This window comes from Verrucomicrobiota bacterium, from assembly GCA_039027815.1.
GTDB lineage: Bacteria > Verrucomicrobiota > Verrucomicrobiia > Verrucomicrobiales > JBCCJK01 > JBCCJK01.
The window spans coordinates 32,323-56,628 of record JBCCJK010000001.1 but is presented as its reverse complement, the minus strand read 5'-3'; the positions used below and the strand labels follow the sequence as shown (position 1 = coordinate 56,628).

Genomic DNA, 24,306 nt, shown 5'->3' with positions numbered 1-24,306 from the left:
CATGAAAGCTTTCGCCGCCCTTCTCCTTCTGCCCTGCTTGAGTGGCTGCCAGTTGCTGGCTCCCTTGGAAACTTCCGACTTCCAAGCCCCGGTTCACTGGAAAGAAACGAGGGCCCAAGGGGCCCGCCATTTGCCCGATCAGTGGTGGACGCTCTATCAGGATGCCCATCTAAATGAGCTGGTCGAGGGAGTGAGCACCCGCAACCTCGACCTCCGGGCCAGCCTCGCGAGGATCGAGCAAGCCTATGCGGCTTTGGGCGTGGCGAGGGCGGATCTCTTTCCCAGTCTTTCGGGTGAAGGAAGCCTCAGTCGGAATCGACTCTCGGAAGCCGATCCCAACGCCCAATTCGGGCCCAACCCGCTCACCCAATACCAGGGCGGCGCCGCCCTCAGCTGGGAAATCGACCTTTGGGGAAGGGTCCGCAAACTGAGCCAAGCGGCCCAGGCCGATGCCTTCTCGGTGGAAGCGGCCACCGCGGACTTGCGCTTATCGCTTCAGAGCCAGCTCGCACGAAATTACTTTGCCCTTCGCTTCTTGGACCAGGAGGAGCGCATTTTAAAAAACGCCATCCAGACCCGGCAAGAAAGCCTTGAGATCGCGCAAAATCGCCAGGCGACAGGACGGGCCACGGACTTGGAGGTGGCACGGGCCGAGGCTGAACTCGCCACACGGCAAGCCGAGAAGTTCCAAGTGCAGGGAGGACGCCGTCGCCTCGCGAATGCCTTGGCCGTTCTTTCCGGCCAAGCGCCCAGCGACTTTTCGCTGGCAAGTGCTCCCCCGCCGAGGGTGCTGCCCCGGATCCAAACCGGCCTGCCCTTCGAGACGCTGAGCGCGCGTCCTGACGTCGCGCAGGCTCTCGCGCAAATCCAGGCGGCTGAAGCTCGCGTGGAAGTCGCTCGGCGAGATTTCTTTCCACGCTTCAATCTGATTGGCTCCGGTGGGCTCTCCAGCATCAGCACGGATGAATTTCTGGAATGGAGTAGCCGCACCTTCACCCTGGGCCCGGAAGTCACCCTGCCTTTTTTCCAAGGAGGCCGACTCCGCGCCAATCTCCAAGAGCGCCGAGCGGCTCACGAGGAAGCCATTTCGAACTATGAACAAACGATGCTCGTGGCCTTGCAGGAGGTGGAAGACGCCCTGGTCGACCGGCAGGCCCTGGCGGCCGAGTATGCGGCGCAGCGGCGGGCCGTGAAGGCCTCGACCCGCGCTTCCCAGCTATCCCTAACGCGTTACCGCGAGGGCAAGGTCGATTCCATCGAAGTGCTCGATGCCCTGAGAGAGGAATTGGATGCCGAACGGAGAGCCGCCCAGATTCGGGGATTGCAGTTCGATGCGAGCGTCCGCTTGTTCCAAGCCTTGGGCGCCCGGGGCTAGGCTGGCTCTCAGCGCTTGGCCGCTTGCACGTGCATCCAATCGTAGTTCTTGATCCGGCCTAGGCTGACCCAGCCTTCCTCCTCCCACAGCTGCCACCATTTCTCATAGGCTGGCTTCGCGAAATGGGCCCGGTCTCGACCCCAGCGGAGACGGTTGCGATCCGGATCGTAATCGACTGCGATGCCCCAAGCGTGAGTCGACCAGCGGCTGCCCCCTCGGATGGTGCGTTTGTTGAAACAGCCTCCCCAGTAGTCGAGCCGGAGGTCACGAATCTGCTGGGCACCATAGTAATCGAGGACCCGAGTGAGGACGCGCTTCATGCTCTCGGCGACTTTCTCGTGGCAGCTGAATTTGCTGAGAGTCTGGCTCGAGGACCAAGCGATACGGTGGACGTAGGGGAGCTCAATGGTCGCGAGATTGCTGCCGGGCTCCCCGTAGTATTTTCGCAGCTCGCTCTCTGGTCGCTCCTCCGGCCAGTGGTTCTGGGCGGGGACATAATCGTCTTCCTGATCTCGCCAGTTCGGCACCGGAATGCCATGCTCTTCGAGGTGGAGAAGGTTCTCGTAACCGAATTCAGTCTGTGGGCCCCACCAGCCATCGATGGGGCCGGCGTCGATGCCGCGATGGGTCGCGAGATATTGGATGTAGGCCGAAAGCAGTCGCTCCTGAGGCCACTTCGGGTCGACGTTGCTGACATCGGCCAAGGCCTTGCGAAGCGCCCCCCGAGTCCGCCAACCACAAATCCCGTCCACCCGACCCGAGCGAAAGCCCGAGGCATTCAGCTGGCGTTGGACATATTTGACGAGGGACTTTGCGGGCTGGGCCATGGGGCGGGAGGGAAAAGTCGTTCCGAAGCAGTGAGCAAGTCTCCCGCCGTCGTCAAGACTTTCGAGCAGAAAGTGAGGGCCGGGAGCGAGGAGGTGATCTCTTCCTCAAATGGAGCCGATGGCCGGATTTGAACCGGCGACCTGATCATTACGAATGACCTGCTCTACCCCTGAGCTACATCGGCTTTCTCGTTCGGCCCTCTCCAGCGAAGTTATGGGAAAACTGAGCCAACTTTCAAGGCTCTTTCGCGAGGGCGTTCTTTTGATCTCCGCTCAGTTCCCGTTGCCTTCGAAGGATTGGAGATATTGCAGGAGGGGGGAGTCCGTGTTGAGGATGACGGTCGTCTCGCCGCCGAGAGAGGTTTGGTAGGTCTCCAAACTCTTGATGAAGCGATAAAACTCGGCTGCTTGCGGGCTTTGGTTGTAGGCGTTGGCGTAGATGGCGGTGGCCTTGGCGTCCGCCTCCCCTCGGATGCTCTGGACCTTTTTGTAGGCCTCTGATTTGATTTCGTTGACGTCTTTTTCCATGCTTCCCAGGATGCGGGCGGCTTCCCCTTGGCCTTCCGAGCGGAAGCGTTCGGCGATTTGTTTCCGCTCCGAGATCATTCGTTGGAAGATGTCTTTTTCCACGGTGGGGTTGTAATTGATCCGCTTGAAGCGGATGTCGAGGAGTTCGATGCCGAATTCTGCCAGCTTGGGCTTGGCTGAGTCGAAGATGATTTGTTCAATGGCGGGGCGGCCTTGTTCGATGTCTTCGAGTTGGGCGCTTTCGCCCAAGATGTCCACGATTTCGCCGCCCTGGACGGGCTCGCGTTCCTTGGTGCTGCGGATGATTTCGATGAGGTCATGGTTGGCGACCGCGGTGCGGGTTTCCCCCCCGAGGATGTCATCGAGCCGCGAGATGGCGCTGCGTTCATCGCGGAGTTTTTCAAAGAAGACGCTCGCGTCCGTGATTTTCCAACGACCGAACATGTCCGCGATGATGAAGAGTTTGTCCCGGGTGGGCATTTCGGTGGCGTTGCCATCCCACTCGAGGACGCGCTTTTCGATCCGGTTGACGTGTTGGATGAAGGGCGTTTTGAACTTGAGGCCGGCTTCGGTCACGGGGTCGCCCACCTTGCGTCCAAACTCCGTGATGATGACCTGTTCGGTTTCGTCGACGGTGTAGATGGCGGACCCGATGATGACGAGCAGGACGATGGCGATGCCGAGGAAGAGGGCGAGAGAGAGTTGTTTCATGGCAGAAGAGGGTGGGTTCCGATGGGTCCGATTAGCGGGCGCCAGTCACGGGGTTGGCAGATTGATCCAGGTTTAAGAAGGGCAGGATTCCGCCTCCAGCGGCATCCATGAGAATGCGTTTTTGAAAGCTGGGGAGCACCTTGGACATGGTTTCCAGGTAGAGGCGCTGGCGGGTGACGTCGGGGGCTTTCGAGTATTCGCTGAAGACGGCGTTGAAGGCGGCGGCGTCCCCTTCCGCTTCGTTGATCCGGCGGATGGCTTCCCCTTCGGCCTGGGCGATCGTTTTGTCGGCCTCGCCCCGGGTGCGCGGGACGGCCCGGTTGTATTGGCCGCGGGCTTCGTTGATGACGGTTTCCTTGGTTTGCTGGGCTTGGTTGACTTCGTTGAAGGAGGGTTCGACCGGGCGGGGGGGCTTGACGTCTTTCAGCTGAATTTGGTCGATCCGCAGGCCGAGGTCATAGCGCTCGGAGAGGGCGCGCAAGTTTTCGACGGCTTCAGCTTCGATGGATTGGCGTCCGACGGTCAGGACTTCTTCCACGGTGCGATCTCCGACCACCGCCCGCATTACCGACTCCGAGGCATCCCGCAGGGTGGCATCGGGATTGCGGACTTGGAAGACGTAGGCCACGGGATCGCTGATGCGATACTGCACGACCCAATCGACCGTGGCCGCGTTCCGGTCGCCCGTGATCATGGAGCGGGCTTCGATCTGCTCTTGCCGAGAGCTTTTCTGGAACTCGTTGGTGGCGCCAGGGGTGGCGAAGCCGAATTCCATCTTCTTTTGGCGCTCACTTTCCACGAGCGTGGCCTTGTCGATTCCCCAGGGGAGCTTGAAGTTGAGGCCGGGTTGCGTGGTGTTGATATACTGACCGAAGCGCTGGACCACCGCGACGGAGTCTTGAGGCACTGTGTAGACGCTGGTGAAACCAGTCACCAGAACAAAGATGGCCACCAGGGCCGCGACGAGGGCATTGCCTTTGAACCAGGAGGGCATTTGCGGCATCTGGCGTTTGGCGTTTCCGAAGGCTTCTTCTAAATCCATGAGTTGTGAGTCGGGTTAGGGGAGGGGGAGTTCGCGCCGGGTTTGCACGGCTTGAGAGAGGTGATCCAATACTTCGACCGTGGTGTCCCAGCCGATGCAAGCATCGGTCACGCTCTGGCCGAAAGTGAGCGGTGTCTTGCGAAGACTTTGTTTGCCTTCGAGAAGGTGGCTTTCGATCATGACGGCGGCGATGGAGCGACTCCCGGTGGCGATTTGCTTGGCAATGTCTCCAGCAACCGCAGGCTGCCGAGTGTAATCTTTCTCACTGTTTCCATGCGAGCAGTCCACCATGAGATGCGGGGGGAGGCCAGCATCGAGCAAGCGCTGGACGGCTTCGGCAACGGGCTCTGCCTGGTAGTTTGGCCCTTTGCTCCCGCCGCGCAAGATGACGTGGCAGGCGTGGTTCCCTTTGGTACTGACGATGGCGGAGCGGCCTTGTTTGGTGACGGAGAGAAAGTGGTGAGGGTGGCCGGCGGATTCGATGGCGTCGATGGCAATTTTCAGGCTCCCTCCGGTCCCATTTTTGAATCCCACGGGGCAAGAGAGGCCGCTCGCGAGTTCGCGGTGGACCTGGCTTTCGGTGGTGCGGGCCCCGATCGCGCCCCAGGCGATGAGGTCGGCCACGTATTGGGGGGAGATGGTGTCGAGGAACTCATGGCCGGCCGCGATGCCGACTTGGCCCAACTCGAGCAAGAGCTGGCGAGCGGCGTGGAGGCCCCGGTTGATGTCGAAGGTGTTGTCGAGCTGCGGGTCATTGATCAAGCCCTTCCAGCCGACGGTGGTGCGGGGTTTCTCGAAGTAGACCCGCATGATGATTTTGAGCTGCGACTCAAAGGCCCGGGCCTGCTGGGCCAGGCGCTTGCCATATTCGAGGGCGGCGGCCGGGTCATGAATCGAGCACGGACCCACCACCACCAGGAGGCGATCGTCTCGGCCTTGGAGAATGGCCTCGGCTTGCTCCCTCGCCTGCGCCACCAGCTCAGCGACCGCCTCGGTCAGAGGAAGCTCCCTCATGAGGAGTTCGGGCGAGAGCAGAGGATCAATCTGATCGATGCGGAGGTCGTCGGTCGGGCGCATGCTTTGAAAAAGGGGAGGGAGAATAGGACGGTTTGTCCGCAAGGCAAGAGGGGCATTTTCCTTGCGCTGGGAGGGGGGAGAACGATGCTTCCTTCCGCCAGCCCGTCCCTGCATGAAGAAGAGTCCCCTGACCCAACCCATTCCAGAAAAGGACTTCACGAGTGGCCAAATTTTCGACTTGCCGGAGACCTATCGATCCTCCACTGGCCAGAAAGAGCTGGATGCGCAGCTGCGAGAGTTGGTTCAGACGTGGGCCTGTGCTGATCGGTGCAATGATTTGGTGGTAGAGCTGCTCATCACGGCTCTCCTGACAGGTCGCGACAATCCTTCCCAAGCCAATCTCAAATTGATGAACCGGGCCCTCAAAGAGATGCGCGCCGCCAACAAGATTTTCAGCGAGTATGCCGGTCGGCGGAAGGTGACGGTCTTTGGCTCGGCCCGGACGCCGGCAGACCGGGCCGCCTACCAAACCGCGCTCCAGCTCGGACGACGTTTGGCGGAAGAAGACTTCATGGTCATTACCGGGGCCGGAAATGGCATCATGGGCGCGGCCCAGGCGGGCGGGGGACGGGAAAATGGCTTTGGCCTGAACATCTCTCTTCCTTTCGAACAGCAGGCCAACGAGACCATCGCGGGCGATCCCAAGCTGATCGAGTTCAACTACTTCTTCACCCGCAAGCTTTCCTTCATGAAGGAGTCCGATGCCTATGTCCTTCTCCCGGGGGGCTTCGGCACGATGGACGAGATGTTCGAGACGCTCACGCTAATGCAGACGGGGAAGACTTCGATCAAGCCGATCGTGCTCTTGGATGAACCGGGAGGCACTTATTGGAAGACGCTCATTCGGTTCCTCAAAGAGCATCTTTTCCGTCGAGAGCTGATTTCAGAGAGGGACTTCGATCTCTTCAGTTTGACGGATGATTTGGAGGCGGCGGTGACGGAGGTGACCGGCTTCTACCGGAATTTTCATTCCTATCGTTATGTGGGGCATCGGCTGGTTTTCCGAATGCGATCCGCGCTCAGCCCGGCGGCCCTGGCGGCCATCAATGAGGGTTTTGCCGATCTCCTAGACCAGGGCACTTGGCAACAGACTCGGGCCCTGCGGGCGGAGAAAAACGAGCCGGAGATTGCCGAGTTGCCGCGCTTGGTGGGGCTGGCGAAGGGCAGCGACTACGGGCGGCTTCGTCAGCTGATTGACGCTCTCAATTCGGCCGAAACGAGCGCCTAAAGATGGCACAGCGGATTCGCCTCGATCAGCTTCTGGTGGAGCAGGGGGAAGCGGAGTCGAGGGAAAAGGCCAAGCGCCTGATCCTGGCCGGAGCGGTCAAGGTGGCCGGGCACGTTTGCGACAAGCCCAGCCGGACCTTCGCCCCGGAAGTGGAGATCGAGCTGCGAGAGCGGCCCAAGTATGTCGGTCGAGGCGGCTTCAAGCTGGAAGGCGCGCTCCGGGGATTTGGGATTGATCCAACGGGACGGGTTTGTCTCGACATCGGAGCTTCCACCGGGGGCTTCACCGATTGCTTGCTGCAACACGGGGCGGAGCGGGTGCATGCCATTGACGTCGGGACGAACCAGCTGGTGTGGAAACTGCGAAACGATCCCCGTGTCCACGAGCAGGAACGATTCAATGCCCGCCAGCTGGACGAGTCCCACCTGGGGGAACGGGTGAGTTTGATCGTGGTGGACGTTTCTTTCATCTCGCTGACTAAGATTCTCCCGGCGGCCTTTGGCGTCTTGGAGCCGGAAGGGGAGGTCATCGCTTTGGTGAAGCCACAGTTTGAGCTGCGGCGGGAGGAAATCGGAAAAGGGGGGGTGGTGCGTGATGCCAACTTGCACCACAAAGCGGTTGCCAAAATCCGCCGTTTCGTGGAGGAGGAACAAGGAAAACGCTGGTCTCGCGTGATAGAATCGCCTATCAAAGGAACGGACGGAAACCGCGAATTTCTGGCATGGCTGCGAAACGCATAGGCATCGACGCGAATTCCCACAAGCCGGAAGCCGAAAAGGCTTTGCGCGATCTCTTGGGGCTGCTGAGCGAGCGGGGAGTGGAGGCCTTTTTGAGCCCGGACGCCGCCAAGATCCTCGGGCGCGAGAGCTCCTTTGCCTCCCTCCAGTCGATGGGCTGCGAGATCGATCTCCTTCTTGTCCTAGGCGGGGATGGGACCATCCTCGAGGCGGTCCGATCAATCGGGCAACCCGTCTGTCCCTGCCCCATTCTGGGCCTCAACGTGGGTCACCTCGGCTTTTTGACCTATGCCACGACGCAAGATCTGGAAGGCGTGATCGACGAGATTTTGGAGGGCCACTACCAAGTCACCGACCGCATGGCGCTCAATGTGGAAGTGTTTGTCGGTGAACAACAAAAGAGGTCTTATCACGTTTTGAATGAAGTCACGATCAAATCGGATAACATCGCTCGCATGGTGCGGCTGAAGACCTCGGTGGATGACAGTCTCATGAGCGTTTACAATGCCGACGGGCTCATTGTAGCCACTCCGACTGGGTCGACCGCCTACTCCATGTCAGCCACGGGCCCGGTAGTGCATCCGGGGGCGCATTCCCTCGTGCTATCGCCAATCTGTCCGCACACCTTGACCAACCGATCGGTGGTGGTGGCGGCGGAGAGCCGGGTCACGGTGGAACCCATGATGGCCAACCCTGCTTACCCCATCCAGGCCGTGGTGACCATCGATGGACAAATCTCCGAGGTGGTCCCGAAAGGGGGGAGAATTGAGATTTCTCGTTCGAAGCACTCCGTCCCCCTGGTTTTTCCGACGGACTACAGCTTTTTCGAGACCTTGCGGATCAAGCTCGCCTGGCATGGAGGGCATGTCTAATACCAAGCTCCAGAATTCACTGGTAGAATGGAGGGAAGGTGTTGTGGGGAAGAGGCGCTGAAGCGCGGGGAAGGAAGGGCCGGAGTCTTTCGAGCCAGCCCTGCGTTGCTCCTCGGTTACGGTGCTTGCACCGCGCCCTCGTCGCGCCTTGGTCTGGCCCGAAATCCACTCGGCCATTCTACCAGCCAATTCTGCAGCTTGGTATAAGGCGAAGAAGCTTCCTGGAGGGCTTCCTTTAGCTCACGACTGAAGGTTCTTTTTTCTTTTTCCGCTCGTTCTGGGAGCCGTCCAAGTAGCCGTTTTCCTCGGCGTATTTTCGGACATCTCCCGTGATTTTCATGGAGCAAAAGGTGGGGCCGCACATGCTGCAAAAGTGAGCGGTTTTGGCGCCCTCGGCGGGGAGGGTTTCGTCGTGGTAATCGATGGCTCGCGCAGGATCGAGTCCCAGCGCAAACTGATCGCGCCAACGAAACTCAAAACGCGCCTTGCTGATGGCATTGTCCCGCTCTTGGGCTGCGGGGTGACCTTTGGCGAGGTCGGCCGCGTGGGCAGCCACTTTGTAGGTGATAACTCCTTCCCGGACGTCATCGCGATTAGGCAAACCCAGGTGTTCTTTCGGTGTCACATAGCATAGCATGGCACAGCCATACCAACCGATGTTGGCCGCACCGATGCCACTGGTGATGTGATCGTAGCCGGGGGCGATGTCGGTAGTGAGGGGTCCGAGGGTGTAAAAGGGAGCTTCGTGGCACCACTCGATCTGCTTCTGCATGTTCTCCTGAATGAGGTGCAGAGGAACGTGGCCGGGGCCTTCGTTCATGACTTGGCAGCCCTTGGCCCAGGCTCGTTTGGTGAGTTCTCCCTGGACCTCGAGTTCTGCCAACTGGGCGTAGTCATTGGCATCGGCGATGGAGCCTGGACGAAGTCCATCTCCGATCGAAAAGCTGACGTCATAGGCCGCGCAGATGTCACAGATTTCGTCCCAGTGGGTGTAGAGGAAGTTTTCTTTTTTGTGATGGATGCACCACTTGGCCAGAATGGAACCGCCGCGGCTCACGATGCCCGTCATGCGCTTGGCGGTGTGGGGGACAAAGCGCAAGAGCACCCCAGCGTGAATGGTGAAGTAGTCCACGCCCTGTTCGGCTTGCTCAATGAGCGTATCCCGGAAGAGTTCCCAAGTGAGGTCCTCGATGCGACCGTTGACCTTTTCCAGCGCTTGGTAAATGGGCACCGTGCCGATGGGGACAGGGCTATTGCGCAAGATCCATTCGCGGGTGGCGTGGATATTCTTGCCCGTGGATAGATCCATTACGGTGTCCGCTCCCCACTTGGTGGCCCAGCGGAGTTTTTCGACCTCGTCATCGATGGTGGAGGCCACGGCGCTATTGCCGATGTTGGCATTGATCTTGACCAGAAAGTTCCGCCCAATGATCATGGGTTCGTTTTCCGGGTGATTGATGTTGGCGGGGATGATGGCACGTCCGCGGGCCACTTCGTCCCGCACAAACTCCGGTGAGATGACTGGGGGGACCTGGGCACCCCAGCCTTGGCCGGGGTGCTGGTGCTGCATGACGTTGCGCGGGACCTGGGCGTGGGGATTGATCTGAGAGGGTCTCGGCATGTTGTAGCCTTCTGGGGTGGAGCAAATTTGCTCCATGCGAGCGCGCACTTCCGCGGGGGCTGCGGCCGGATCGGGATACTGATCGCAGATCGTTTCAAACTCCTGTTTGCGCCCCATGTTTTCGCGAATGGCGACGAACTCCATCTCCGGTGTGATGAGGCCCTGTTCGGCATACCACTTCTGGGTCACCGGCCGCTCACTGTTGGCGCGCAGGGGGCGTCGCTTGAGGCCGGGGTATTCCTTGAGTTTGTTTTTGGCTCGCTTGCTTTCGTTGTATCGCTCGGCATGGGCCTCGCTGATGTAGCCATTGTCCTCCGGCTTGATGGAGCGGCCTTGGTATTCCTCCACATCCTGGCGTTCGAGAATCCATTGGCGGCGCAGGCCGGGGAGGCCTTGGGTGACGTCGCCAGCGAAGTCCGGGTCGCCCCAAGGTCCCGAGCAATCATAAACGCGGATGGGGGCGTTTTTTTCGACGAGGCCATTGGGGTGCTCGGTGTCGGAGAGACGGATCTCACGCATGGGGACTTCGACCGAGCGGTGGAGCTCTCCCTGGGCGTAGATCCGGGTGGAGTTCGGAAAGTTCGTGGGGTCTTTTTCAATGGCCTCCAGCTCCTCTCGGTTGTCGATTTCTTCGATGAAATTCCCAGTGTAGTCGCTGCGTCGCTTGGAATTTTCCGGGGTGGATTCGGAATGGTCGGAGGAAATCATAGTGATTCGAATAAGGGTGGCAGAACAAGATGAGCTGCCTGGGCGTGACCGGACAAACGAAGCAATGCAGTGGCCCGCCATCACTCCCTTCGCCGGCATGACCCGGAGCAGGTTCAAAGGGTTTCTCCCCGAGGAAGATCTCAGCCCGGAAATGGGCACCCCTGAGACCTAGAATCCTCTCCATGGCCTGGCTGTCAAGACACAGATTTTGCGTCTCTCGAAGGCGTGGGGACGGCTAGGAGGGGGGAAGCGGTCAAGGAGAGAAAGGCGAGCAACGCCAGCCGTCCCCTGATTGGCTGTCCAAGGGATGGGGAGCGCTTTGCCGAGCAGCTTTAGCAGATCTGGAATGAGTTCAGGGGCACTGGGCTGCGCGGGGAGGCCTTGCATGGGCGCTGTTAGAACGCTCTCGTTTTTCCCAGGCCTGCCCCGAATTCATGCGGCCATGCTGGCGGTTCACGCGCAGCTGGCTGGGAAATCTTGCTTGGGAGGCTAAGCTCATTTGTTTGTAAATCTATAGTTATGGTATAGGATTACAATGATGATTGAGCGTCGCATGGCTGCCTTTCTTCCGGACTATTTGCGCCAATTTCCGGCAGTCTGTGTGCTTGGGCCCCGTCAGGTCGGGAAGACGACCTTGGTGCGCAAGTATGCCGAGGGGGTCTCGGGCGACTTGCCGCCGGAATACCTCGATCTGGAGAATCCGCAGGATTTCGAGAAGCTAGCGGATGCCAGAGGCTACTTGGAGCAGTTTCAGGATCGACTCGTGATTTTGGACGAAGTGCAGAGAAGGCCGGGGCTTTTTCAGGTCTTGCGAGGCTTGATCGATGAGCGTCGTCTGGCGGGGCAGAAAGCGGGGCATTTTGTTCTTTTGGGCTCCGCTTCGATTGACTTGCTGCAACAATCAAGCGAGACGCTGGCCGGGCGGATCGCCTACTTGGAGTTGTCTCCGCTGGACATCCTGGAAGCTCCCTCAAAAGAGGCTCTTTGGTGGCGAGGGGGCTTTCCCGACAGCGTGTTGGCGGTCGATGACCAGGCCAGCCTTCGATGGAGGGAGCAGTTCATCACCACCTATCTGGAACGTGACATTCCCATGCTGGGGCCGCGCATTCCGGCCACCACCTTGCGGCGCTTTTGGAGTATGCTCGCTCATCAACAGGGGAGCCTCTACAACGCCGCCCAGATGGCACGCAATCTGGAGATGACAGGCAAGACGGTGGCCGGGTATTTGGACTTGATGGTGGATCTCCTGCTGGTCAGGCGTTTGCCCCCTTACCATGCCAGTCTCAGGAAGCGCTTGGTCAAATCGCCCAAAGTCTATCTCCGTGACAGTGGCCTTCTCCATGGCTTGCTGGGCATCGACAGTCATCATCAGCTGCTGGGGCATCCTATTGTGGGGATGAGTTGGGAGGGGTATGTGATAGAGAATCTCTTGCGGGTAGCGCCGGAGCGAACCCAGGCCAGCTTTTATCGGACGGCCACTGGGGTGGAGTTGGATTTGGTATTGGAACTTCCGGGAAATCGGCTTTGGGCGATGGAAATCAAACGCAGCACTGCCCCGAAAATGGAACGCGGCCTTAGGCAAGCCATTGAGGACATCCAACCCGATCAAACTTTTTTGGTCTATGGGGGAAAGGAACGTTATCCCAAGGGGGAAAATATCGATGTGATTGGCTTGGCGGAGATGGCAGGGGAATTGGCAGAGGGTTTCCGCTGAGTTTTGGAGGAGCAGGAACGCTTCCAGTTCATTTGGCAGGTCGAGATGACTCTTCCAGCCAGTGAACGAGGAAGAACTTTTTTTCGTTGGTTAAGAACACCTCTGACCGCCCCACAAGCGGGCGTAGGGTGGTGGACATTTGTAGGGTGACGAAGACAAAGAGGACTTTCCACAGGGAGAGGTGCGGTGCGGGAGGGGACTGGAGCCATTGCAGGAGGAGCTTGGGAATTTTGAAGGCGATGAGGAGACTCACGATCCAAACCAGGATGATGAGGAATCCTATGAAGGGCAGGGAGTCGGTCGAGGTGGAGAAGATCCAAAGAAGGGGTGCGAATCCCACCAAGAGCAGAGCGGTGAGGGTAATGCAGGCCACCAGAAGCCCCGCCACGGTGGAAAAGCGCACTTCGACTCCCGCCAAACACAGAAAGATGTAAAAGCTGGGCAGGCAAATCAAGGCGCTCAAGCTGAGTCCCACCACTATTTTCAGAGGAGCCGCCCAAAATTGCGTGCCTCCGCTAAAGGCACCGAGGACGAGACCGAAGGGAAGCAAGCAGCTCAGGGCGGCCGCGCTATGCTTTCCGAGGAAGCGTTGCGGACCTTCCTCCTCTAGCGCGCGGACGGTGCTGCCGGGGCGCTTGAGCAGAGCTTCGAAGGTCTGAAGGAAGCCGAGCCCTTGGGGCAAGGCTTCGAAGCTGACTTGGGGCGCTTGGGGCTTCTTTGGTGGCTGAGGAGATGGAGGGAGGGGAGCCGATGTGCTTTCGTTCATATTGGTTTTTGTTTGGTTCGGAGAAGGGAGCCTAGCAAGAGGAGTAGGCTGAGGGTGAGGATCCACCCGAGGAGGGTGCCGGGCAGGCCGGAGCGGGCGAAAAGATGAGTCGCTGATCGCCAAACGGCGTTGTAGAAATCGCCCCGCAGCGGGTCAGGCCGAAGAAAGGCCACTTCCAACTGCGTGGAGCCAAACCAAGGTCTCAAGATCCATGAAAGCTGCGCTCCCACGAAGAGGCTCCCGCCGATCCAGGCAAAGAAGGTTTGCTTGGCGATTTTCGGAGACGGGCAAAGCTCCGTTAGCAAGCGAAGCTGTTTGGCATGAGCCACGACCCCCGCAAAGGCGATCAGCCCGGTGTGAGTGAGCAGAAGGAGAGAGTGTCCCAGGGGGCCACCCACTTGCTCAGGTGGTGGGCAGTTGAGGGCTTGGACGAGGGCGATGGGAGACAGCGAGGCTAGGATGATTCCCGTGGTGGAAAAGGCGATTAAAAGACACTTGCCGGTCTGTCGGAAGGAGAGGCCGCTTCCCAGAACGGTCGCCAGCAAGGCATTGAGCAGCCCATTACAAAGAAGAACCAAGACGATGAGGGCCGGGAATTTCACGGCCACATAGACTGCCATCCAAGGAGAACGCCAGAGGCCGACCGTGAATCCGTAGAGGCCGAAGCAAATGGCGATCGTAATACCAACCCACAGAATTAGCTGGCAGAATGGAAGGTTATGGTTGTGGAAAAAGGCGCTGAAGCGCAAGGGGGGTAGAGCCGGTGCCTTTCAAGCCAGCCCGGCGTTTCTCCTCGGTTGCAGTGCTTGCACTGCGCCCTCGTCGTGCCTTGGTCTGGCCCGAAATTCACGCGGCCCTTCTACCAGCTATTTCTGTGGCCTGGTATAAGCAGACAACGGAGCCCTCGGATCGGGCCTTCCGAAGCAAGCGATGCTGCCAACTGTTCCGCTTGGCCGCGGCTAAGAAGACCGGCATAGCTGGATACGGAGGAAAAGAGGCGTGGGAGAGAGGCCATGGCGTTCTGGTGACTTCGACCTCCCGGCGCCCCCATCGTTCAAAATTAGGACGAGTTTCTGGCGAGGTGACGAGCATTTGCTCAGGCGACTCTTTCACCCTAGGGATGGGCGGATGAAGTGCCCTCCGTTGGATCCCGAGCTTTTTGTTGGCAATCGCGGTCGCCTGGTCGGTGCCATGGCCCAGGGATCGCTGGCCGTGGTGAATTCCAATGATCCGCAGCCAAGCAATGCGGATGGGATCTTAGGCTTTCGCCAAAACTCCGATCTCTTCTACCTGACCGGGGTTGATCAAGAGGAGACAACCCTGGTGCTCTTCCCAGGGGCGGCGCGCGAGGAAATGCGGGAGGTGCTGTTTCTTCGGGAGACGAATGAACATATCGCCCTCTGGGAGGGGGAGAAGCTGACGAAGGAGCAGGCGAGGCAGCGGACCGGGATCAAGACGGTTTATTGGAGTCACCAGTTCTGGAGCGTGGTGCGGCCGCTCCTGATGGAATGCGAGTCGGTCTATCTCAATAGCAACGAGCACGCCCGGGCAGGAGAGGAGGTAGAAACGCTTGCGCTCCGATTCATTCACGAATTCAAAAGACGCTATCCGCTCCATCCCCTCCGCCGTTTGGCTCCTCTGGTTTATCCACTGCGGGCGGTCAAGTCGCCCGAGGAACGGCGCGTCTTGCAGAAGGCCAGCGAGATCACGCGCGACGGATTTCTGCGGGTGCTGCGTTGTCTCCGACCTGGGATGATGGAATATGAGATTGAGGCCGAGATGCTGCATGAGTATCTGCGCCGAGGGGCGGAGGGCTTTGCCTATTCCCCCATTGTGGGTTCGGGAAAGCGCGCTTGTATCCTCCATTACTTGGAAAACAATCAAGTTTGCCAGGAAGGGGAGTTGGTCCTGATGGATGCGGCTGCCTGCTACGGATATTACAATGCCGATCTCACGCGCACGATTCCAGTGAGCGGGCGATTCAGTGAGCGACAGCGGGCCGTGTATGACGCGGTCTTGCGGGTTTTCCGTGAGGCTTGCCAGATTCTGCGACCGGGAGTGGTTTTACGGGAATACCAGAAAGAGGTGGAGAAGGTGATGGCTTCCGAGCTAGTCGGCTTGGGCCTTTTGACCAAGGAGGAGGTCGAGCAGGCACCCGCCGACAAGCCCGCTGTGAAGAAGTTCTTCATGCATGGCACTTCCCATCTCTTGGGCCTGGACGTGCATGATGTGGGGCCGGCCGATATCGTGGTGAAGAAGGGGATGGTCTTCACGGTCGAGCCAGGGATCTATCTTCCAGAGGAGTCGCTCGGAGTCCGCTTAGAGAACAATATCGTGATCGAGGCAGACGGCTTTACCGATCTTATGGCGGACATCCCCATCGAGGCGGAGGAGATTGAGACGCTGATGCACTCCTAGCTTGGCTGACAAATCGGCCGTGATACTGCGATACAGTGAAAAATATTACCGTATCGATTGAGGAAGATCTTTACCGGAAAACCAGGGTGCTGGCTGCGCAGGCGAATACTTCGGTGACCGGTTTGGTTCGACAGTTTTTTGAAGCCCTGCAAGAAGATCCAGATTCCGAGAGTGAGGCGCCCTCACAAATCGCGTCCGCCATTCGACGATTGCGTGGAACTCAACCCGGATTTTCTACTGAAGCCTTGCTGAGTCGCGACGAGATTCACGCTCGTGGCTCATGATCTTGAAGTTCTAGATTGCTGATTTTCGATTTTCGATTTTCGATTGCGGGTGCCGCTTCCCTTTTCCACTCGTCATTTTTTAGGGTGGGAGGGACCGCTTTTAGGGAAGGTCGTGGAGTGGCTTTGGCAACGGAGAGCGGACTTGCCGAAGATGCTGGTGGTGGTGCCGACGGCCCAGAGTGGTCGGCGACTTCGGGAGGCCTTGGCCGAGCGGGCGGACGAGGAGGGCTCGGGCTTGCTTTCGCCGCAGGTGGTGACGCCGAGCTGGTTTTTCCAAAGCGATTCGGCGGCCCCGCCGCTGGCGGTCAAGGCCGCTTGGGCGGAGGTTCTCCGATCGGCCCCGGACGAGTCTCTCCGACCACTTTTCCCGAGACTCCCCGAGGAACGCTCTCTCTCGTGGGAGCTCAGCTTGGGCCAGGAATTCGCGAAAGTGGTCGATGAGTTGGCCGAAGCCAATCTGAGCTGGGAGGCGGTGCGGTCGCGGACCCCGGAGAGGGGTCGCTGGATCGCTTTGGAGCGGCTCGCGAGCGAGGTCTTTCACTTGCTGGGAAGGTGGGGCTTGGAGCCCCCGGCCCGGGCCAAGGAGCGTGCCATCGAAACGATCGAACTGCCGAGAGGCTTCAGGCAGGTGGTCCTGGCCGGGGTGCCGGATCCTTCGCCGCTGGCTCGGAGGGCTTGGCGGCGATTGGCAGATGAGGGGACGAGGATGGAGGTTTTGATTCACGCTTCTCAGGAGGTGGCGGAGGGCTTTGATGACTGGGGAGGTCCCAGGCAGGAATTTTGGAAGGAGCGGATTCTGCCCTTTCCAAAATGGGAAGAGCGCTGGGAGGTCCTGCGCGATGCGGAGGAGGCCAGTCGGGCAGCGGTCCGCGCGTTTGCGGAGGTGCCTTCGTGGAAGGCTGCGGTCGGGATGTGCGACTCCCGTCTGACGCCAGCCATCGAGCGCGCTTTTCAAGAGAGCGGTTGGTCTCCTTTTCGTCCTGAGGGGAGTCGCGCGCCTCTGGAGGGCTTTCTTCGTTGGCTGGATGCCTTGAGGGAGTTGGCCGGGCCGGAGCCCTCACTTTCGGCCGTGGAGACCTGGCTTCGTTGGCCGGCAGACGAGAAGGCCTTCCAGCTCTTGGGCGCCTTTTATCGGGAGAAAGAACGCACCGTCGCGATGTCCTTAGTGGATCTGCGAAGAGGGGCCAAGGGGCCGCTTCGGGAGGCCTTGCAAGCGGTGACGCGCTTGCATGAGGAGCTGAGAAGGCGGGGCGGGGAAGAGAAGGTTTGGTCTTTGCTGGAGGAGGTGCTCTCCGGCTTATCGGAGGAGGCGGCGCAGGTGGTGGCGGGGGCCTGTGAGAGCTGGCAGGATTGGCGAAGGCGCACGGAGTGGTCTTTCGGCGATTGCCTGACCCTGCTTGCGAAAGAGCTGGGCTCGCAGCGCGTTTTTCAGGAGGAGGAACGAGGGGTCATGGACCTGCAAGGTTGGCTCGAGCTGTCCTACGAGCAGGCCGACCATCTTCTTTTGGTGGGTTTGCACGAGGGGGCGGTCCCGGAACGAATTCAAGACGATCCTTTCCTACCGAATCAGCTTCGAGAGGACTTGGGACTTCGCTCCAGGCAAGGGCGTCAGGCCCGCGATGCCTTTCTCTGGGAGTCGCTCGTGCGCGCGCGGCCGGCCGGTTGGGTCCGCGTGCTCACGACGAAGTTTCCCCTCTCGGGCGACCCTTGCCCTCCCTCTAGATTGCTCCTGCAAACCAAGGGGGAGGAGTTGGCAGCACGGGTGCGGAAGGGCTTTGGCGAAGTGGCCAGTCCCGGCAAGTCGGCGGTCGTTTGGCAGAGGGATTGGAATCTGCAACTACCGGAAGGAGGCTTGGCGTTCCCGGCGCAAAAGGCGCTCAGCCCGAGCCTGTTGCGCGATTACCTCCGATGTCCTTTTCGATTCTACCTCAAGCATGCCCTGGGGATGGAGCGGACCGATCCCGAGAAAAGGGAAATGAATGCGCTCGACTTCGGAAGCCTGGCGCATCGCGTTTTGGAGCAATTTGGGAGGGGAGAGAGCAGAGGTTCTAGCGACGCCGAGGAGATCGCTGAATTTCTGTCGCAGGAATTGGATCAAGAGTTGGCTCGTTTCTTTGGACCGGAGCCTTCGTTGGCGGTGGCGGTGCAAGCGGAGTCGCTGCGAGAACGCTTGCGGAAGTTTGCTGAAGAGCAGGCTGTGCACCGAGCCGAGGGCTGGCGCGTGGTCGAGACCGAATACCAATTCCGCGGAGAGACGGCGCTGGAATTAGGCGGGCGGAGGTTTCATCTCACGATCGATCGGGTGGATGAGCGGGATGGGGAATTTCAGATTTGGGACTACAAGACGAGCGGAAAGCGAACGTCTCCTGGGGAGCAACACTTGCAGGCGTGGCCCGAGAATCGGGACGCGCTCGGGCCCTTGGTTCCCAAGAAGGGCCGACAGAAACAAGACCGTGGCTGGGTCGACCTCCAGTTGCCACTCTATGCCTGGGCCGCGGCGCAGACGTGGACGGGGGGAAGGGTCCCGCAGGTTGGCTACATCCATTTGCCGAGAGCCATGAGCGAGGTCGACTTTGAGTCTTGGGAAGAGGAGGAAGCGCTCCAGAGCGAGGCCTTGGCCTGGGCGGAAGAGGCGGTTCGCCGAATCGACGCGGGGCAGTTCCTTCCGGAGACGGAGTGGACGGGCGAGGAGGCCAAGTTTGATGAGTTTGCCTCCCTGGCGGCGGGCGGAACTTCCTTGAGCGAAGCCTTTGGTCGGGAGGGGGGAGCGGGAGTGGCATGAGGTTTCGTCATCTTTTGATCGAAGCCTCGGCGGGAAGTGGTAAGACCTACCAACTGGCCAATCGATTTCTCACCCTGTTGGCCCTTGGCATCCCGCCTGAGCGGATCCTAGCACTGACTTTCACCCGGCTGGCCGCGGGGGAGTTTGCCGATCGGATTCTCTCACGCTTGGCCGGGGCCGCTGGGGATCGCGAGCTGGCCGAGGCTCTGGCCACGGACCTCAAGAAAACTCTCCCCGATGTGGTCGAGGGCTTGGGGGACTTTCCGGAGGCTCTCGATCAAAGGCGCTGTCAACAGCTGCTGGACGCCGTAACGAGGAATTTGGACCGGCTTTCGCTGGGCACGCTCGACAGCTTCTTTGCCCGTATCGTAAGGAATTTTGCCTACGAGCTAGGGGTGGCAGGCTTTGAACTCCTGGAAGAGGCCGCGCTGGAGGAGGTCCGGATCGACGTTTTGGCTAGGATCCTCAACCAGTCGGCGTCTCATCGGGAAAGCGATGCCTTTCTGGAGGCCTTTCGTGGCGCCACCATGGGCCAGGAGGAGAATCGTCTCTATCGCACCCTGACCACCTTCACAGAGGAACATCATGAGCGGTATCTCTTGCAGCGAAATGAGGCCGCTTGGGGGAACCCCGAGAAAATTTGGCCGACAGGCCTCCCTGCTGGAGAGGCCCGATATTGGGAGCTCGCCCCAGAAATTCGCGACCTATTGGAATCCGCCTCGATACAAAAAGGGGGGAAGACCGTGCAAAACACCTTCCTCAAGGGGGTTGAATGGCTGGAGGAAAAACGTCCCGGAGTCCCCGCCAAGAAAAACCCACCCTCCGGCGTCGGCCATTTGCTGCGGCTCTTGCCTGCTCTTTCGGATCAGGGCTTCGCCATCCATGAGTCCAAAACGCAGAGATTCGAAATCGAGGGACCCCTTGCCGCCAAACTGGCCGGGCTGGCCGGTTCTTGGCTGCGGGAAGAGGTGCGGAATCTAGTGCGCCGCACTCAGGGAGTCTATGGGCTGCTCAAGAAGTTTGAAAGCGCCTATGAAGTTGGAGTGCGCCGTCGAGGGCGCTTGGGCTTTTCGGACGTGAAGCTCGTCCTGAGTGATGGCGTGAGTGAGGCGCTCCGGGAGCAGTTGAATTTCCGTTTGGATGCGCGCTTTGATCATTGGCTTCTAGATGAATTCCAGGACACCAGTCGCAAGGAATGGATTGGCATTCACGGACTCGTCGATGAGGTGGCCCAAGATGCCGAGGGAACTCGCTCCCTCTTTGTAGTAGGGGATACCAAGCAGGGGATCTATGGTTGGCGGGGAGGCGAGACCCGCCTCATGCAGGACCTGCGAAGCTATTACGGAGAGGCGCTTCACTCGAAGCCCATGGACGAGTCCTGGCGTTCCAGCCAAGTGATCCTGGACTTGGTCAATGCGGTTTGTGACTTGAGAGCGAGTCCGGCGGGCGCGCTCTTTCCGGAGGAGTCGCTCGCGCGATGGAGGTTCAATCGGCAGGTGGCGGCCAAGGAGAAGCCCGGTTGGTCGAGGGTCTTGTTGATTGAACGAGGCCAAGAAGCTGATTGGAAGAAGGCTCGCTTGGCGGGCACTTTGGAGGTTCTTTTAGAGGAACGAGCCTGGGAGAAGGGGGCCACTTGCGCGGTCTTGCTGCGGAGTGGCCAGCGGGTTCTGGAGACAGCCGATTTCCTTCGCAAGCAAGGGGTGCCCGCGGAAGCGGTGGGGGATCGCTCAATCGCTGAGGACCATCCCGGCGGGGCCGTCCTGCTGGATCTCGCCCGCTGGCTGCATTGCCCGGAGGACGACTTCGCTTGGGCGCACTTGCAGCTCTCGCCTCTTGGACGCTGGCTGGGGGAGCGGGCGGCAGCTTGGGTGACCTGGCAAACGTGCGCTCAGAAAGAGGGTCTGGTGGCGGTCTTGGAAAAGGCCATGGTGCCTTTGCTTCAGGCCGGGAGAAGCGAGTTCACGCGGCAGCGCTTGGAGGCGTTCTTGTTAGGCGCGCGTGCTTGGGAAGAAGCCAATCAGGGTGGCTCCTGGAGGGAATTGGTCCTCTTTCTAGAGAATTTGAAACAAAGAGAAGGGGGGGCGTCCGGCCAGGTCCAAGTCATGACCTTCCACAAAGCCAAGGGGCTCGGATGGGATGTGGTGGTGCTCCCCGATTTGGACGATTGCGATGCCTTCGATCATGGAAATCACCTCAAGATTTTGGAAAAGAAAGGAAAGCTGGGAGAGATCGACCAGCTTCTCTTGCCGCCCAGCTCGATTATTTACGAAAACCAACCGGTTCTCTCGGAGTGGAGCGAGCAGTGGAAGGCCGATCAGTGCTACGAAAACTTCTGCCTTCTCTACGTAGCTTTGACTCGGGCCAAGCACTCGCTCCATGTGCTCCTCGATAGCGAAAGAACCAGTCAGCAAAACCGCCGTTTCGGCGATTGGTTGCGGGCAGCCCTGGTGAGGGAAGGCAAGGAAGGGCCTGGATCGGAGCTGCTTTGGGAGAAGCGGCAAGGCGACTGGTTGGCTGAACACGGCATTGCTCCAGCTGGGGAGCAGAGGGAGAAGCCCCTCAGGCCTCTAGAACGGCCGAAGGAACGTCGCAAACGCCGCACTCCTTCGCAGGCTAAAGAGAAATCGCCACCCGCGTTCGGGAGGAAGAGCGGTCGGGAATTTGGCAGTCGCGTGCATGCAATCTTCGAACGAATTGGCTGGATGGACGAGCTTCGCCCGGAGCGCTCAGGCCCGGAGGGCCAACTGGTTCATGATTGCTTGAAGGTTCCTGAAATCGGTTCGCTTTTTGATCGCGCAGCCTACCACGCCCAGGCGGAACTGCGTTGCGAGCAAGCATTTGATGTGGTGCTGGACGGTCAGTGGGTCAGCGGTGTCATCGATCGACTCATTATCGAGCCTGACCAGGTCACCATCGTCGACTTCAAGACGGACGCTCTGGAAAGTGTCGCCCAGCTGCGCGAACGCTATGCTGGCCAAATGAAGGGCTATCGACGGGCGATGGCCAAAGTCTTGGGCCGCGAGAACGATCGCATGGAAGTCTTTTTACTGAGCACCCATTTGAAGGCCCTCATTGAGGTGCGCTAACTCAAAAGCCGGAACGAATCGGCGTTTGCGAAAAGAGGGATCCCTCGGGATTCTCTCCCATGAAAATCGCCATTCTCAGCGACGTCCATGATCGACTCGATCACCTAGCCAGTGTGCTGGTGCAGGTCAGAAAGTTGAACTGCCAAAGACTGTTTTTTTTGGGTGATTTCTGCGCGCCTTTCTCGCTCAAAGCCCTGGCGGAAGGGTTTGATGGGCCCATTGAGGCGATTTTCGGCAATAACGACGGAGACGAATTTCTCCTCTGCCAAATCGCCACCGGATACGAGCACGTCTCACTCCACGGGCACTACGCCGAGCTGGAAGTGGGCAGTCGAAAGGCGGCGCTCTATCACTACCCAGAGGTCGCGCTGCGGCTGGCCCAAAGTGGCCCACTCGACGCGGTCTTCAGCGGCCATGACCACCAGCGCTACCAGAAGAGGCTAGGTCAGACGCTGTGGGCCAATCCAGGCGAAGTGATGGGGCGATTCGGGGTAGTGAGTTTCGGGATTTGGGAGAGCGAGGAAAACGCCTTCGAGCACGTCATGATCTCAATCGGGGAAGAATGACTCGAGGTAGGGAAATTCTGCCCGGAATCTGCACTGGAGAGCCGGGTTGATTCACACGGACTCACCAGCGGAACTAATCGTTATACATTACAAATATTGGCTCATGTTATTGAAAGGGGTCTTGAGTGGGCTGGCTTTCGAGGCGGCAGGTTTGGATTGCTCTCGATTCGGGTTTTACAAAAGAGACGACCTCACGATGTTTCCCCATGTCCACTGAACAGAGCTCTCAGGAATCGACGATTGCCCCTTTTGGCGACCGCGATGACCGCCATGCGGTCGAGGAGTGTCTGTTATTGGCTCCCAAGTTCGATGAGCGAGGCTTGATCGTGGCGGTCGCCCAGGATGCCACCACTAAGGAAGTCCTCATGGTCGCCTACATGAACGAGGAGTCTCTCCGACTAACGCTGCAACTGGGAGAAGCCGTTTATTTCAGCCGGAGCCGCCAAGAACTTTGGCACAAGGGCAAGACGAGCGGCCATGTGCAAAAAATCAAGGACCTCCGTGTGGATTGCGATCAGGATTGCCTGCTTTTGGAAGTCGAGCAAGTGGGGCCGGGCTGTTGTCACGTAGGCTACCGATCCTGTTTTTACCGCTCCGCGCCCCTGGCCGAGGAAGCCGAGGAGGCCGAGGCCTACCCCCTGAATCAGGCGATCCCAGAGAAAGCCTACGACCCGTCCAAGGTCTATTTTTGAAGGCTCTTCTGCGAATTCTCACTTTTCTCCCCACCGTCCTCGCTCTAGTTTCGACCCTCTCTCACCTGACCCGAATTGCTCCATGAGAAGATTCCTCCCTTTGTTTGCATCCATCGCGCTCGGCTCCTCGGCCCGTGCGGATTTTTTCAACAGCCTTTTCGGCGATGACCTTCAGCAGTCGGTCACCCGAGAGGAGCTCGAGGCCAACGAGGCAGAGGCGGTGGCCGAGTTGCGGGAGGCCAGCGAGGCCGAAACCCGGGGCAAGACTGGCAAGGCCATCGATCGCTATGAGGATTTGGTGAAAGACTTCCCTCTCACCAAGACTGCGGGGTTGGCCCAGTTTCGCGCGGCCCAGCTGCGGGAGAAAGAAGGCGATTGGAACAAGGCTTTCAAGGGCTACCAAAACTTCCTCGACACCTATCGCGGGAGCACCAAGTTCAACGAAGCCATCGAAGGGCAATTCCGGATCGCTCAAGAGGCTTTTCAGGGCGAGGCCCAGCCGGGATTTCTGGGGTTTGGCGGCATTCAGCCCTCGAAGGCAGTCGAGTGGTTCGACCAAATTGTGCGCAATGCCCCCCAGAGTGAAATCGCTCCTCAAGCTCTGATGGCCAAGGCGGAAATCCTGGAAGAGCGGAAGGAATTTCGCGAGAGCTTGGCGGCTTACCAGATGGTGGTGGATCGCTACCCGAATTCGGAAGAAGCCCGGGTGGCGCAACTCAAGATGGGCAATAGTCTGATGGATACCACCAAGAAAGAAGGGGCGCGCAACCCGGCCAATCTGGACTTGGCCCGAGAAAGCTATGAGGACTTCCTCATCAACTTCCCGGACGACGAGCGCGTGGCGGAGGCCCGCAAACAGCTGGGGGAACTGGATCAGGCGCAAGCCAGGAAGAACCTACAAATTGGGGATTTTTACCGCAAGAAAGGGCAGCTCCGAGCCGCCGCCATCTATTACAAGGAGGTCCTGAAAAACCCCGAGACGACCTCTTACCAAGCTGCCAAGATGGCCTTGGAGGCTCTTGAGGCCGAGGAGCCGGGAGTGAGTGCCGCGCCTGAGCCGCGCCGAGTCGCTTCCACCCAAGTGGCCCAGCGTTTGAAGGATCGGGATGACTACGTGGGCCCTTCTTCGCCCACCCGGACGACCGCTCCAAAGCCTCGCATGCGAGTAACGGAGGAGGAGCTCGACCTCGAGCCCCTGGCAGAAGACGAAGCGGCTGAGGAGGGGGAAACTCCCATGAACAACCCCATTCTTCCCCCAGCTAGCGAGTAGAT

18 protein-coding genes, 1 tRNA gene and 1 riboswitch are annotated in these 24,306 nt (G+C 59.4%); of the genes, 11 read left to right on the top strand and 8 right to left on the bottom strand.

Annotated features, from left to right (window positions below):
• Position 1: 1 nt before the first annotated feature.
• On the top strand, positions 2-1,375 hold the full coding sequence (locus AAF555_00285) for an efflux transporter outer membrane subunit (protein MEM6909994.1): 1,374 nt from the start codon (positions 2-4) through the stop codon (positions 1,373-1,375).
• 8 nt (positions 1,376-1,383) lie between these two features.
• Here AAF555_00285 and AAF555_00280 read toward each other — a convergent pair whose 3' ends face one another.
• The 5 genes from AAF555_00280 to AAF555_00260 all read right to left on the bottom strand — a co-directional run bounded on the left by AAF555_00280 (position 1,384) and on the right by AAF555_00260 (position 5,560).
• Positions 1,384-2,202 carry a M15 family metallopeptidase gene (locus tag AAF555_00280; protein ID MEM6909993.1) on the bottom strand — a complete coding sequence of 273 codons (819 nt, stop codon included), beginning with the start codon at positions 2,200-2,202 and terminating at the stop codon, positions 1,384-1,386.
• A 110-nt stretch (positions 2,203-2,312) separates the two neighbouring features.
• Positions 2,313-2,387, bottom strand: a tRNA-Thr gene (locus tag AAF555_00275).
• 88 nt (positions 2,388-2,475) lie between these two features.
• On the bottom strand, positions 2,476-3,441 hold the full coding sequence (gene hflC / locus AAF555_00270; GenBank protein ID MEM6909992.1) for a protease modulator HflC: 966 nt from the start codon (positions 3,439-3,441) through the stop codon (positions 2,476-2,478).
• A gap of 31 nt (positions 3,442-3,472) precedes the next feature.
• Entirely contained in the window at positions 3,473-4,483 is a 1,011-nt protein-coding gene (gene hflK, locus AAF555_00265) for an FtsH protease activity modulator HflK (protein MEM6909991.1), read from the bottom strand.
• Between the two features lie 15 nt (positions 4,484-4,498).
• The gene (locus AAF555_00260) at positions 4,499-5,560 is read right to left on the bottom strand and encodes a 3-deoxy-7-phosphoheptulonate synthase (protein MEM6909990.1); all 1,062 of its coding nucleotides are present in this window, start codon (positions 5,558-5,560) and stop codon (positions 4,499-4,501) included.
• A 112-nt stretch (positions 5,561-5,672) separates the two neighbouring features.
• Here AAF555_00260 and AAF555_00255 point away from each other — a divergent pair, with 112 nt between their 5' ends.
• Genes AAF555_00255 through AAF555_00245 form a run of 3 tightly spaced genes read left to right on the top strand, consistent with a single transcriptional unit; the run spans position 5,673 to position 8,397 of the window.
• Positions 5,673-6,788 carry a TIGR00730 family Rossman fold protein gene (locus AAF555_00255; protein ID MEM6909989.1) on the top strand — a complete coding sequence of 372 codons (1,116 nt, stop codon included), beginning with the start codon at positions 5,673-5,675 and terminating at the stop codon, positions 6,786-6,788.
• Positions 6,789-6,790: 2 nt separating this feature from the next.
• Positions 6,791-7,528: a TlyA family RNA methyltransferase gene (locus AAF555_00250; GenBank protein MEM6909988.1), complete on the top strand. Its 738-nt coding sequence runs from the start codon at positions 6,791-6,793 to the stop codon at positions 7,526-7,528.
• Positions 7,510-8,397, top strand: a complete 888-nt coding sequence (locus AAF555_00245; GenBank protein MEM6909987.1) for an NAD(+)/NADH kinase — start codon at positions 7,510-7,512, stop codon at positions 8,395-8,397. Before AAF555_00250 ends, AAF555_00245 begins: the two co-directional genes overlap by 19 nt.
• A gap of 235 nt (positions 8,398-8,632) precedes the next feature.
• Here AAF555_00245 and thiC read toward each other — a convergent pair whose 3' ends face one another.
• Positions 8,633-10,726: a phosphomethylpyrimidine synthase ThiC gene (thiC, locus tag AAF555_00240; protein MEM6909986.1), complete on the bottom strand. Its 2,094-nt coding sequence runs from the start codon at positions 10,724-10,726 to the stop codon at positions 8,633-8,635.
• 67 nt (positions 10,727-10,793) lie between these two features.
• Positions 10,794-10,899, bottom strand: a riboswitch (TPP riboswitch).
• A 365-nt stretch (positions 10,900-11,264) separates the two neighbouring features.
• Here thiC and AAF555_00235 point away from each other — a divergent pair.
• The gene (locus tag AAF555_00235) at positions 11,265-12,440 is read left to right on the top strand and encodes an ATP-binding protein (GenBank protein ID MEM6909985.1); all 1,176 of its coding nucleotides are present in this window, start codon (positions 11,265-11,267) and stop codon (positions 12,438-12,440) included.
• 28 nt (positions 12,441-12,468) lie between these two features.
• Here the strand turns inward: AAF555_00235 and AAF555_00230 are convergent, their stop codons facing one another.
• Positions 12,469-13,206, bottom strand: coding sequence for a hypothetical protein (locus AAF555_00230; protein MEM6909984.1), 738 nt, complete (start codon positions 13,204-13,206; stop codon positions 12,469-12,471).
• Complete coding sequence (locus AAF555_00225) at positions 13,203-13,826, bottom strand: hypothetical protein (protein ID MEM6909983.1); 624 nt, start codon at positions 13,824-13,826, stop codon at positions 13,203-13,205. The genes AAF555_00230 and AAF555_00225 overlap by 4 nt, the downstream gene beginning before the upstream one ends.
• 508 nt (positions 13,827-14,334) lie before the next feature.
• Here AAF555_00225 and AAF555_00220 point away from each other — a divergent pair.
• The 6 genes from AAF555_00220 (at position 14,335) to bamD (ending at position 24,304) form a co-directional block, all read left to right on the top strand.
• Positions 14,335-15,624, top strand: a complete 1,290-nt coding sequence (locus AAF555_00220; GenBank protein ID MEM6909982.1) for an aminopeptidase P N-terminal domain-containing protein — start codon at positions 14,335-14,337, stop codon at positions 15,622-15,624.
• A 396-nt stretch (positions 15,625-16,020) separates the two neighbouring features.
• A complete protein-coding gene (locus AAF555_00215) occupies positions 16,021-18,690 on the top strand; it encodes a PD-(D/E)XK nuclease family protein (GenBank protein ID MEM6909981.1) in 2,670 nt (889 codons plus the stop codon).
• A complete protein-coding gene (locus AAF555_00210) occupies positions 18,687-21,776 on the top strand; it encodes a UvrD-helicase domain-containing protein (GenBank protein ID MEM6909980.1) in 3,090 nt (1,029 codons plus the stop codon). Before AAF555_00215 ends, AAF555_00210 begins: the two co-directional genes overlap by 4 nt.
• A 59-nt stretch (positions 21,777-21,835) precedes the next feature.
• The gene (locus AAF555_00205) at positions 21,836-22,342 is read left to right on the top strand and encodes a metallophosphoesterase family protein (GenBank protein ID MEM6909979.1); all 507 of its coding nucleotides are present in this window, start codon (positions 21,836-21,838) and stop codon (positions 22,340-22,342) included.
• A gap of 206 nt (positions 22,343-22,548) precedes the next feature.
• Positions 22,549-23,034: a phosphoribosyl-AMP cyclohydrolase gene (gene hisI / locus AAF555_00200; protein ID MEM6909978.1), complete on the top strand. Its 486-nt coding sequence runs from the start codon at positions 22,549-22,551 to the stop codon at positions 23,032-23,034.
• Positions 23,035-23,116: 82 nt separating this feature from the next.
• The gene (gene bamD / locus AAF555_00195; GenBank protein MEM6909977.1) at positions 23,117-24,304 is read left to right on the top strand and encodes an outer membrane protein assembly factor BamD; all 1,188 of its coding nucleotides are present in this window, start codon (positions 23,117-23,119) and stop codon (positions 24,302-24,304) included.
• Positions 24,305-24,306: the final 2 nt, after the last annotated feature.